Annotated in this window: 13 protein-coding genes; 11 read left to right on the top strand and 2 right to left on the bottom strand. The window is 62.6% G+C overall.

The features are described from left to right. The coding region (gene guaA / locus L995_RS25785) for a glutamine-hydrolyzing GMP synthase (protein WP_231574531.1) at positions 1 to 1,494 on the top strand (1,494 nt) is incomplete at its 5' end. A 307-nt stretch (positions 1,495 to 1,801) separates the two neighbouring features. Continuing rightward, complete coding sequence (locus L995_RS25780) at positions 1,802 to 3,004, top strand: tyrosine-type recombinase/integrase (RefSeq protein ID WP_022579757.1); 1,203 nt, start codon at positions 1,802 to 1,804, stop codon at positions 3,002 to 3,004. A gap of 84 nt (positions 3,005 to 3,088) precedes the next feature. Here L995_RS25780 and L995_RS25775 read toward each other — a convergent pair whose 3' ends face one another. Then, positions 3,089 to 3,352, bottom strand: coding sequence for a helix-turn-helix transcriptional regulator (locus L995_RS25775; RefSeq protein WP_022579756.1), 264 nt, complete (start codon positions 3,350 to 3,352; stop codon positions 3,089 to 3,091). Between the two features lie 79 nt (positions 3,353 to 3,431). Further along, positions 3,432 to 4,412 carry a hypothetical protein gene (locus L995_RS25770; RefSeq protein WP_022579755.1) on the bottom strand — a complete coding sequence of 327 codons (981 nt, stop codon included), beginning with the start codon at positions 4,410 to 4,412 and terminating at the stop codon, positions 3,432 to 3,434. Between the two features lie 91 nt (positions 4,413 to 4,503). Here L995_RS25770 and L995_RS25765 point away from each other — a divergent pair, with 91 nt between their 5' ends. The 9 genes from L995_RS25765 to L995_RS25725 form a co-directional block, all read left to right on the top strand. Continuing rightward, positions 4,504 to 4,737: a hypothetical protein gene (locus L995_RS25765; protein ID WP_022579754.1), complete on the top strand. Its 234-nt coding sequence runs from the start codon at positions 4,504 to 4,506 to the stop codon at positions 4,735 to 4,737. Between the two features lie 3 nt (positions 4,738 to 4,740). Next, positions 4,741 to 5,616, top strand: coding sequence for a helicase RepA family protein (locus L995_RS25760; protein ID WP_022579753.1), 876 nt, complete (start codon positions 4,741 to 4,743; stop codon positions 5,614 to 5,616). After that, positions 5,588 to 6,475 carry a replication protein C, IncQ-type gene (gene repC, locus L995_RS25755; protein WP_186009768.1) on the top strand — a complete coding sequence of 296 codons (888 nt, stop codon included), beginning with the start codon at positions 5,588 to 5,590 and terminating at the stop codon, positions 6,473 to 6,475. The genes L995_RS25760 and repC overlap by 29 nt, the downstream gene beginning before the upstream one ends. Positions 6,476 to 7,192: 717 nt before the next feature. Further along, on the top strand, positions 7,193 to 7,471 hold the full coding sequence (locus L995_RS25750) for a TraK family protein (protein ID WP_022579751.1): 279 nt from the start codon (positions 7,193 to 7,195) through the stop codon (positions 7,469 to 7,471). Between the two features lie 319 nt (positions 7,472 to 7,790). Beyond that, on the top strand, positions 7,791 to 8,162 hold the full coding sequence (traJ, locus tag L995_RS25745) for a conjugal transfer transcriptional regulator TraJ (protein ID WP_022579750.1): 372 nt from the start codon (positions 7,791 to 7,793) through the stop codon (positions 8,160 to 8,162). Positions 8,163 to 8,427: 265 nt separating this feature from the next. After that, positions 8,428 to 9,213 carry a P-type conjugative transfer protein TrbJ gene (gene trbJ, locus L995_RS25740; protein WP_047474148.1) on the top strand — a complete coding sequence of 262 codons (786 nt, stop codon included), beginning with the start codon at positions 8,428 to 8,430 and terminating at the stop codon, positions 9,211 to 9,213. A gap of 15 nt (positions 9,214 to 9,228) precedes the next feature. Then, positions 9,229 to 9,498: an entry exclusion lipoprotein TrbK gene (trbK, locus tag L995_RS25735; RefSeq protein WP_022579748.1), complete on the top strand. Its 270-nt coding sequence runs from the start codon at positions 9,229 to 9,231 to the stop codon at positions 9,496 to 9,498. Then, entirely contained in the window at positions 9,495 to 11,084 is a 1,590-nt protein-coding gene (gene trbL / locus L995_RS25730) for a P-type conjugative transfer protein TrbL (RefSeq protein WP_022579747.1), read from the top strand. Before trbK ends, trbL begins: the two co-directional genes overlap by 4 nt. Positions 11,085 to 11,086: 2 nt before the next feature. Continuing rightward, on the top strand, positions 11,087 to 11,333 hold a 247-nt coding region (locus L995_RS25725; RefSeq protein ID WP_231574530.1), incomplete at its 3' end, for a hypothetical protein.

Genomic DNA, 11,333 nt, shown 5'->3' with positions numbered 1-11,333 from the left:
GTGCGTGAATTCGCCGCCGACGGCCGCCTCAAGGGCGTGATCCTGTCGGGCAGCCACGCCAGCGTCTACGAAGTGGACGACCGCGCCCCCGACGCCGTGTTCGAGCTGGGCATTCCCGTGCTGGGCATCTGCTACGGCATGCAGACCATGGCCACCCAGCTGGGCGGCAAGGTCGAAGGCTCGCACACCCGCGAATTCGGCTACGCCGAAGTGCGCGCCCATGGCCACACCGAACTGCTCAAGGGCATCGAGGACTTCGCCACGGCCGAAGGCCACGGCATGCTCAAGGTCTGGATGAGCCACGGCGACAAGGTCACCGAGTTGCCCCCGGGCTTCAAGGTCATGGCCTCCACGCCGTCCTGCCCCATCGCCGGCATGGCCGACGAGGCGCGCCGCTTCTACGCCGTCCAGTTCCACCCCGAAGTCACGCACACCGTGCAGGGCGCGGCCCTGCTCAACCGCTTCGTGCGCGAGATCTGCGCGGCGAATGCCGACTGGATCATGGGCGACTACATCGAGGAAGCCGTCGCCAAAATCCGCGAGCAGGTGGGCGATGAGGAAGTCATCCTCGGCCTGTCGGGCGGCGTGGATTCGTCCGTGGCTGCAGCCCTGATCCACCGCGCCATCGGCGACCAGCTGACCTGCGTCTTCGTGGACCACGGCCTGCTGCGCCTGAACGAAGGCGACATGGTCATGGAAATGTTCGAAGGCAAGCTGCACGCCAAGGTCATCCGCGTGGACGCCAGCGACCTGTTCCTGGGCAAGCTGGCCGGCGTCAGCGAGCCCGAGGCCAAGCGCAAGATCATCGGCGGCCTGTTCGTGGACGTCTTCAAGGCCGAGGCCGCCAAGCTCAAGGCCGGCGATGCAGGCCACAAGGGCGCCACCTTCCTGGCCCAGGGCACCATCTACCCCGACGTCATCGAGTCGGGCGGTGCCAAGAGCAAGAAGGCCGTCACCATCAAGAGCCACCACAACGTCGGCGGCCTGCCCGAGCAGCTCGGCCTGAAGCTGCTCGAGCCCCTGCGCGACCTGTTCAAGGACGAAGTGCGCGAACTCGGCGTGGCCCTGGGCCTGCCGCGCGAAATGGTCTACCGCCACCCCTTCCCGGGCCCGGGCCTGGGCGTTCGCATCCTGGGTGAAGTCAAGAAGGAATACGCCGACCTGCTGCGCCGCGCCGACGCCATCTTCATCGAGGAACTGCGCAACTGGACCGACGAAGCCACCGGCAAGAACTGGTACGACCTCACCAGCCAGGCCTTCACCGTCTTCCTGCCCGTCAAGAGCGTGGGCGTCATGGGCGACGGCCGCACCTACGACTACGTCGTGGCCCTGCGCGCCGTGCAGACCAGCGACTTCATGACCGCCGACTGGGCCGAGCTGCCCTACGGCCTGCTCAAGAAGGTGTCTGGCCGGATCATCAACGAAGTGCGCGGCATCAACCGCGTGACCTACGACGTTTCGACTAAGCCGCCGGCGACGATTGAGTGGGAGTGATCCGGCGTCTGGCACTGGCTGGCATCTAGTAGCACTAAAACACACCTAAGCCCGCGTCACTGCGGGCTTTTTTGTGATTTCGTTCAGCACCGCCTGGCAACATTTGGCATCGCCAAGCACCGTTTTTTCATGGCATGATGGATGGCATTGAATGCTTCTATGCCATGAGAAGTCGCCAATACCATGCAACCACCTTGCGGATGTTCATGGTATCGAATTGGTGTAAGACGATGATTTAATTGTTGTTTTACGCCAGGATGGGCCGGTTTTCTGATCATGGTATTTGAGCTGAATCAGGGCGAGAACCATGTTGACCGATACCAAGCTGCGCAACCTCAAGCCGAAGGACAAGCTCTACAAGGTGAATGACCGTGACGGCCTCTATGTAGCCGTCACGGCCGCCGGAGCGATCTCGTTCCGCTACAACTACTCGATCCACGGTAGGCAGGAGACCATCACCTTCGGCCGCTACGGTGTCGGCGGCATCACCTTGGCGGAAGCCCGCGAGCGGTTGGGCGAGGCCAAGAAGATGGTCGCGGCCGGGAAGTCACCGGCCAAGGAAAAGGCGCGGGACAAGGCCCGCGTCAAGGACGCGGAGACGTTCGGGGCCTGGGCGGAAAAGTGGCTGCGCGGCTACCAGATGGCCGACTCCACCCGCGACATGCGCCGCTCGGTCTACGAGCGCGAGCTGAAGCCGAAGTTCGGCAATCAGAAGCTGGTGGAGATCACCCACGAAGACTTGCGCGCGCTGACCGATGCCATCGTCGAGCGCGGCGCGCCGGCGACAGCCGTGCATGTCCGCGAGGTGGTGCTCCAGGTCTTTCGCTGGGCCATCGAGCGCGGCCAGAAGGTCGAGAACCCGGCCGAGCTGGTGCGCCCGACGACCATTGCCAAGTTCGAGCCGCGCGACCGTGCGCTGACGCCCGACGAGATCGGCCTGATGTACCAGTACATGGAGCGCATCGGCACAGCGCCATCCATTCGGGCGGCGGCCAAGCTGCTGCTGTTGACGATGGTGCGCAAGAGCGAGCTGACTAACGCGACATGGAGCGAGATCAATTTCAGCGACGCGCTTTGGACGATCCCGAAGGAGCGGATGAAGCGGCGCAATCCGCACCTGGTGTTCCTGTCCCGGCAGGCGCTGGACATCTTCATTGCCCTGAAAACCTTCGCAGGGGGATCGGACTACGTGCTTCCGTCGCGGTATGACTCGGATTTACCCATGAGCAGCGCCACGCTCAACCAGGTGCTGACGCTGACGTATCGGCTGGCGCAGAAGGAGGGGCGGTCGCTCGCCAAGTTCGGGCCACATGACTTGCGGCGCACGGCCAGCACGTTGTTGCATGAAGCCGGCTACAACACGGACTGGATCGAGAAGTGCCTGGCACACGAGCAGAGAGGCGTCAGGGCCGTCTACAACAAGGCCGAGTACCGCGAGCAGCGCACGGCGATGTTGCAGGACTGGGCGGACATGATCGACGAATGGACGCTGAGACGGCCGAAGGTGTAAACCAGACGAAGGCAGGTTAGGCAGCGCCGCCTGAGCATCGAGGCATGGCCTCGGGTTTCATTGACACTTGAGGGGCGCAGCGTTTTAGCCGCTAAAAGGGGCAGCAGAGCCGCCGGCCACGGCAGACGGAGTGAAGCCAGGGCGCATGGCCTGAGTGCCCGACGACTTCCGCGCCTCTATCCATTCCTCGACCTCGGCCAAGTCCCAGGCGACGTTTCGGCTGGTGAGTGCGATCCGGCGCGGAAACTCCCCGCGCTGCTCCATGTTGAAGATCGTGCGCTCAGACAGCGGGATCATCGCCAGTAGCTTCTTCCGATTGATGAGCGTCTTGCTTGTCGTTGCCTGCATCCCCTGGCCTCTTTCAGTCACTTGCGAACATGTGCCTGATGGTGCCTGGCAATGCGGATTGTTTCGTCCTATTAGTTGGTCAATTAGGTTGACGCCGTGAGCGCGGCTTTGTACTCAAGCGGAACATTGCGGGGATCGCCGCCAGCGCCTTCGATACCGCTTGGCGCTCGATGCCGAGCTTTCGCGCAATCTCCGACTGATTGAGTCCAGACCACTGGAGCATCAGCATCTGCTTTTTGCGATCCGATAGCTTCGAGTCCACCATCAGCCGTGCTTGATTGCGCAGCTCTGCCTTGTCCGCCGGCTGTAAGGTTTGGCCCGCGACATAGTGGAAGAAGTAGCTGTCAACCAGTTGATCGCCCGATTTCACTTGGGCAGTGGCCGGCTTCGCGCATTGCTGGTTGAGTCTCGCCAGTTCGAGGTCGAATTGCGCGAGGGATCGCCTTGCTTGTCTGTAGACAGGGTTCCATGCGCCGCTCGGCAATTTAGGCCGGTGATCCAGGCAATACAGGCTGCTTAGTCGAAGCTTTTCCTCTGGATCGTCCGCCTTCGGATCATCGCTCCCGCCGGCGAATGAGGTCAGCTCGGCGAGTGATCCGCAGAACCGGCAGAACCCCTGGAGGCGTTCGCCATTCAGTCGGGTGTCGCGCACCTTCGACTTCACCGGCCGTTTGCAGGCGCAGTCCCATACAAGCCCAATCAACGATTCGAGTGTCGCAACAAACCGCCGATCTCTTGGCGTCTGCCTATCCTCCGTTTTGATGAACTGGCGCAGCAACTGCCGCTGCATGCGAACCATCGCATCAAGTCCAACCAGTCGAATGATCCCGCTGAGGCCCACCCCTGTCCCTGCTCCGGGGATATGGCCCAAGTAGCGTTGTGGCAGCGTCGCCGTGTACGCAGCCACGGCGGGGTCAATGAGTTCCTGTATCAGCCCAACGATGGGGTAGCGCCGCGAGGAGGCGGAATACGGCCGCCAGCGATCCTCAAACTGCTCGATGGCTTCCGAGACAGTGGGATCGCAGCCTTCCCAGATGACAATGGTTGGATCGTTCTTCATGTCAACCATTTTGGACAACTAATAAGATGTAGGCAACCCCCAATAGCGCCTAACCTTCGTTGCAATTCAGTTGATAACGGAGGTTTACGCAATGACGATAGAAGACACGCTGCTGCAACGCTTTGGCCCGCTGCTGAGCATGGCGCAGCTCGCCTCTGTCCTGGATCGATCGCCTGATGGATTGCGGATCAGCCTGCGCGCGACGAACGAGTGGACGCAGCGGATCAACAAGGCTCGGTTGAAGATCGGCCGGCGGGTCTACTTCCGAACCTCGCAGATCGCCGAGGCATTGAGCGACGAGTCCCTGTACGGAACGGGGAACTGAGTCATGGCGATTGATGTACTGGCGGCGTTCGAGCATGAACCGCCGGTGCTGGACTTCATATGGCCGGGCTTCCTCGCGGGAACCGTCGGCGCGCTCGTCGCCCCAGGGGCCACTGGCAAGAGCTTCTGGGCGCTGGAAGCGGCCATGAGCATCGCATGCAGCGTGGCCGGCGGCGACCTCGTGGGACTTGCTCCCGCGCACACCGGGCGTGTGGTCTATCTGGCCGGGGAAGACCCACCGCCCGCGCTTGTGCGGCGCATTCATGCCATCGGCCAGCACCTCGGGCACGCGGCTCGTCAAGCCATCGCGGAGAACCTCGCGCTTGAGCCGATCATGGGCAAGCGCCTGGACATCATGAAAAAGGCCCACTTGCGCCGCGTTATTGAGGACGGTGCCGGGGCGCGGCTGATCGTGCTGGACACCCTGAGCCGCATTCACACTCTCGATGAGAACAGCAACGGCAACATGGCCCACCTCGTGGCCGTACTGGAGCACGTTGCTGCCACCACGGGTGCATCCGTGCTCTACCTGCACCACGTCAGCAAGGGCAGCGCCCGCGAAGGGCAGACCGACCAGCAGCAGGCCGCGCGTGGCGCGTCCGCGCTGATCGACAACGCCAGGTGGTGCGGTTACGTCGCCCGCATGACCGAGGACGAGGCGAAGCGCCTCAGCGACCGCGCCCATGACCGGCAGCCCATCGGCGATGAGCGGCGCGGCTACTTCGTGCGTTTCGGCGTCAGCAAGCAGAACTACGACGCCACGCCGCTTGATCGCTGGTACATGCGGCACGCCGGCGGCGTGCTGGTGCCGGTGGAGCTGTATGAGGCCAGCAGGAATGAGGAAAGACGTGATGGTCGGAGGCGAGGCGATGGCTTTTGACCTCACCCATGCCAGGCACGATCCAATGCACTGCTTGGTCCCCGGCTTGTTCCGCAGTCTCAAGCGCGGCGAACGGAAGAGGCTCAAGCTCGATGTGACGTATCACTACGCCGAAAATGAACAAGCGCGGTTCGTCGGCTTCGAGCCTCTTGGTGCTGATGACATGCGGCTGCTGCAAGGTCTTGTGGCTCTTGGAGGACCGAAGGGCATCATCCTGACGCCAGAGCCAACAGCGGACTTGCCGAAGCAACTCCGTCTATTCCTTGAGCCGAAGTTCGACGCGGTAGGGCAGGATGCGCTGGTCGTGAGAGAGAGTATGACCAGCCTGCTAGGCGAAATCGGCTTGACCGATGGCGGCGACAATATCAGGGCGATCAAGGCGAGCTTGCTGCGCATGGCAAACGTGACGGTGGTAGTCAGCAAGGGAAGCAGGCAAAGGTCTTTTCACCTGATGAGCTACGCCTTCGATGAGGAGGACGGGCGGTTGTTCGTCGCGCTGAATCCCCAGATTGCGGAGGCGATTCTTGGGAGGCGCCCGTATACCCGCATCGAGATGGCCGAGGTGCGGGCGCTACAAACCGACCCGGCCCGCCTGATTCACCAACGGCTATGCGGCTGGATCGATCCCGGCAAAGCCGGGCGCGTGGAACTCGATACCCTTTCTGGCTACGTCTGGCCGGACGAGGCGAACGCCGAGGCCATGAAGAAGCGCCGCCAGAAGGCCCGCAAGGCTCTGGCCGAGCTTGCCACCGTGGGCTGGAAGGTCAGCGAGTATGCGGCAGGGAAGTGGGAAATTGGCAGGCCGAAGCCCGTAGTAACGTTCCCCAAACTCCGTAGCAATGTTCCCCTTCACCCGTAGCAACGTTCCCCGTCTCAAACCGGAAAACACAGCAACGGCGCGGGCTTGCGGCTAGTTCGCAAATTCCATCCATGATCTTCCAAGATCATCCACTAGGCGCGGTGCTTGCCGCCGCCCTTTAGGGCGACGCCAAGCCCTTGCCGCTTGCCGATGGTCGGCCTTCGGCCGTTGAGTTGTACGCCAGAAGGGGGGGCAGCTCCGGGCGGTTCTTTTAGCGGCTAAAACGCTGCGCCCCTCAAGTGTCAATAGGCAGGTGTTGTATGTTGTAGCGCGCTACAACATACAACAGTTCAAATCCATTCCCGGTCACGTCATGAGGCCGGCCCTTCTTTCGCGCACACGTCGAGCTGCAGCATCGCCATTTCCGGCGAGGCTGGCCATGTCCGGGCCACGGTCGACCATCGCCACATCCGACGATGCACCGAGGGCCCCATCGTCAGTTCCGACGATGGCGGCCGCCGGCGCTCGAGCTCGCATCGCCGCCTCTGACGATGTGATCCACTCTTTGACACTTGAGGGGCCGAGCGGCGGGGGATTCTCTCGGCCTCCCTCTTGGCGTTCAACCTTCCGTGCTGAATGGGCTGCCATCCCTATTTCGATGCGCGTGCCAGTGTCATCGGCTCCATGTCAACCGTTTCGGCCAATTATTGGAATGTTGTGTAGGCGGGCACTCCGTAACCTTCGGAGTAGTTCAGTTGATAACGGAGGTTTACGGACATGGCGACGACAGAAAGCAGCTATCCAGACGAGCTGGCCGCACGGCTCGCTCATCAGCAGCAGACCTCGCAGATAAAGCGCAGGGACTACCTGGCCGCTTTCATGGCGGCGCGCGCGGACGTGAAGGAAGCGATGGAGGCCGGCTACGCGCTCAAGATCATCTGGGAGCACATGCGCGAGATTGGGCGAATCCCTTTCCGCTATGAGACGTTCCTGAAATACGTTCGCCAGCACATCACCAATGCGCCGCCTGGCTCCACGGGTCAGGGCACGAAGTGAGCAAAGTCCCATGCTCAATCGCTGCAAGCGCATGGCTGAAACGCTGTTACCGGCCTCTTGGATCGCTGCAAGCACACGGACGTTGGCAATTTCCGTTGGTTTTCTCGCTGCTGGCGCGCTGTTGCGAAGCAATGGTGCGGTTACAGCGCGAAATTCGATGAGTCATACGAGACAAAAACAACGCCGTAAGGCGGGCAGGATGTGTGAAGTAGGCCCACCGGCAAGCCGGTTGTCCTTCTTCACTGTCCCTTATTCGCGCGGGGCGCTCAACGGGCATCCTGCTCTGCGAGGCTGCCGGCTACCGCCGGTTGGAGGACAAATGGGCGACGAGAATCGAATCACCAGGAAGGGCAGCCCACCGATCAAGGTGTACTGCCTTCCAGAAGAACGCGAACTGATTGAGGCGAACGCCAAGATGGCGGGAATCAGCATGGCGCGCTACCTGCGCGACGTAGGCCAGGGCTACCAGGTCAGGGGTGTCATGGACTATCACTATGTGCGCGAGTTGGTGCGAGTGAATGGCGACCTTGGCCGGCTGGGCGGATTGCTCAAGCTATGGCTGACCGACGATCCGCGCACAGCCCGGTTCGGCGATGCCACGATCCTTGCCCTGCTGGGTCGGATCGAGGCCACCCAGGACGAAATGAGCCGGCTCATGAAGTCGGTGGTGCAGCCGAGGGCCGAACCTTGAGAGTTTTAGCAGCTAAATTACCGTGTGCTGCACGCGACACAAGCCCCTTCCAGGCCGCCAGCCTGGGCGTTATCAACTCTTGGGAGAACGCATAAGGCCAGGGACACCCCGTAAGGGCCGAGAACAGAATCACCGAAGCCCGGGCCTCAGTGCCAAGGGCGATACCGATTAGCTAGTGGCGTAGCTCTTCGATGAAACCTTGCCGTGGGCAAGCGCGAGCTTGGTCAAGGCATTGCCTTTCTTTCATCGAATGGAGATTGCGACCATGAAGCACGTCCGTTTTTTAGCGGCTAAAACCGCGCTCGCCGCCGCTCTGGCCGGCAGCATCATCATCACCCCGGCGCAGGCAGGCATCCCCGTCATCGACGGCGGCAACCTGGTGCAAAACGTCATGACGGCCATCGAGTCGGTGGCGCAGACGCTCAAGCAGATCGAGCAGTACCAGACCCAGTTGCAGCAGTACGAAAACATGCTGCAAAACACAATGGCCCCGGCCGCGTATATCTGGGATCAGGCGCAGTCCACCATCAACGGATTGATGGCTGCCACCGACACGCTGAACTACTACCGGAATCAGCTCGGCAGCGTCGATGCGTACCTGGGCAAGTTCCAGGATGTGGCCTACTACCGTGGTTCGCCGTGCTTCTCGGCCGCCGGGTGCTCGGATGCCGAGCGCGCCGCGATGGAGCAAAACCGCAGCCTGGCGAGCGAGAGTCAGAAGAAGGCGAACGACGCGCTTTTCAAGGGCCTGGAGCAACAGCAGCGCAACCTTTCCGCCGATGCTCGCCAGCTCGAACGGCTCCAGTCCGCCGCGCAGGGCGCGACCGGGCAGATGCAGGCCATCGGCTACGCCAACCAGCTCGCCGCCAACCAGGCAAACCAGCTCCTGCAAATCCGTGGCCTGCTGATCGCACAGCAGAACGCCGCGACCGCCAGGATGCAGGCGCAGGCCGACGTAGAGGCGCAACAGCAGGCCGCCGGCGCGACTTCCAGGGAATCCAGGATCGAGCGCACGGCCAAACCAAGAAACTGGCTCGAACTGACCCGCTGACGGAGGCCCTGCACCATGAAGAATACGATGCTGCTTGCCGGCCTCGTGGTGGTGCTGGTGGCTGGTTGCGACAACAAGCCAGCCATCCCGCCCATGCCCGAGGTCAATGACACCAATTGCCAGATTGAGGCGATCACGAAGATCGAGGATAGGGCCACGCGCGAGAAATTCGCCGGGCTGTGCTCGCGCCGGTCGCCGGCCGCCGGCGGCATCGCGCCGACCGAGAAGCCCATGAACTGGCTCGAACTGGCCGACCCGAAAGACCAGAAGGAGGCGAAGCCATGAAAGCACTGCACAAGGCGGCGCTGATCGGCGTCGCCCTCGCGCTTTACTCCACCGCCGCGTCGGCCCAGCTCACCAACCAAGGGATGCTTGACCAGGTGGTGACGGAGTTCGCCACGCGGGCCACGTCCTGGCAGACGGTGGTGATGAATGCCGCGATGTTCCTGTTCTGGACGCTGGGCACGATCTCGCTGGTTTTCACGTTCGGCTTCATGGCGCTGCGCAAGGCCGACATTGGCGAGTTCTTCGCCGAGTTCATCAGGTTCATCCTGTTCTTCGGCTTCTTCCTCTGGCTGTTGCGCTATGGCCCGACCTTCGCCAACTCGATCATCCAGTCACTGGCCCGGCTTGGTGAGCAGGCGTCTGGGGTGGCGTCGGTGACACCCTCGGGCATCGTGGATATTGGCTTCATGATCTTGAAGCAGGCATTCAGGAACTCGTCGATCTGGTCGCCCGTGGATAGCTTCATCGGTGTGGCCTTGAGCGTCGGCATCCTGATCCTGCTGGCCGTTGTCGCCGTGAATATGTTGCTGCTTCTCGTGTCAGGCTGGCTGCTGATGTACGCCGGTATCTTCTTCCTTGGCTTCGGCGGCTCGCGTTGGACGTCAGACATGGCGATCAACTACTACAAGACCGTGCTGGGCGTGGCCGTGCAGATCATGACGATGGTGCTCCTGGTCGGCATCGGGAACGACCTGCTTTCCAGCTTCTACGCCAGGATGAACACCGGCACCCTGAACTTTGAAGAGCTGGGCGTGATGCTCGTTTTCTGCGTGGCGTTGCTCATGCTGGTCAATCGCGTGCCCCCGCTTGTCGCCGGCATCATCACCGGCTCGGGTATCGGTGGCGCTGGTGGCATCGGCAACTTCGGTGCAGGTGCCGCCATCGGTGCGGCTATGGGCGCGGCGAGCATGGCCGCCGGAGCGGCAAGCGTGGCTGGCGCGGCCGTGATGGGCGGTGCAGCCTCGGCCGCCGGCGGCATGTCGGCGATTAAAGCAGCGTTCGAGAAAGCAGGGGCCAGCGCCGGTGGCGAATCGGGCGGAATGCCCATGTTTGGTGGTGGTGCTGGCGGTGATTCCGATGCTGGATCGTTCGCGCAGGCGGCGGGCTTTGGTGGCGGCGGTTCCAGTGCCGGCACAAGTACGCCGCTCGGCCAGGCGGCCGGCTTCTATAACTCGGGAAGCTCCAGCAGTTCGGGCAGCAGCGGCCAGAGCAAGGTGGCACAGCAGACCAGCCACGCCGACAGCTCGGGCAGCGGTTCCAGCTCGAAGGCCAGCAGCGACGCCGGCAGCTCGAAGGCCGGCCAAGGTGCGGGCAGCCTTCTCGCGGCGACGGCTGCGAACCTGGCGCATGGCATTGGCGACGTTGCGAAGGCCAAGGCGGCCAGCATCCGCGACGCCGCTGCCGAACGCATCGCCGACACCACTGGCGGAAAGATCGCCGCCGCGATCCGGGCGAGCAGCCAGACAGACCAGGCGGCCGAGGATGTGCCCAGCTTCGGCGGCAACAGCCTGGCAGGGGCCGATTCGGCTGCTGCTGATCCTGATGATGAAGTGGCCACGTTCGCCAACCGCGACAAGGAGGTATGACGATGACGCCGAGAGGATTTTTCGATTGCCTGGACCTTGCCGCTACCGAGCAGCGCCAGGCACAGGCGGTTGAGGTTGAGCCGGTCGACGATCAATCGACTGATGCAGACCCCGCGGCAGAAGTTGCGGCCTTTGTTGATCGACCCGCCTCGCCCGTCATTGAGGCCACCAAGCCGGCGGCCAGGTCGGGCGGCAACGCCAGCAGCTACGGCAGCAGCGCGAGAAGCACGCCGCTGGCCGAGGCCGCCG

It is taken from the genome of Delftia sp. ZNC0008, assembly GCF_000799035.1.
Classification (GTDB): Bacteria; Pseudomonadota; Gammaproteobacteria; order Burkholderiales; family Burkholderiaceae_C; genus Comamonas; species Comamonas tsuruhatensis.
The sequence above is the reverse complement of the archived record's forward strand: the minus strand, read 5'-3'. Positions and strand labels throughout refer to the sequence as shown.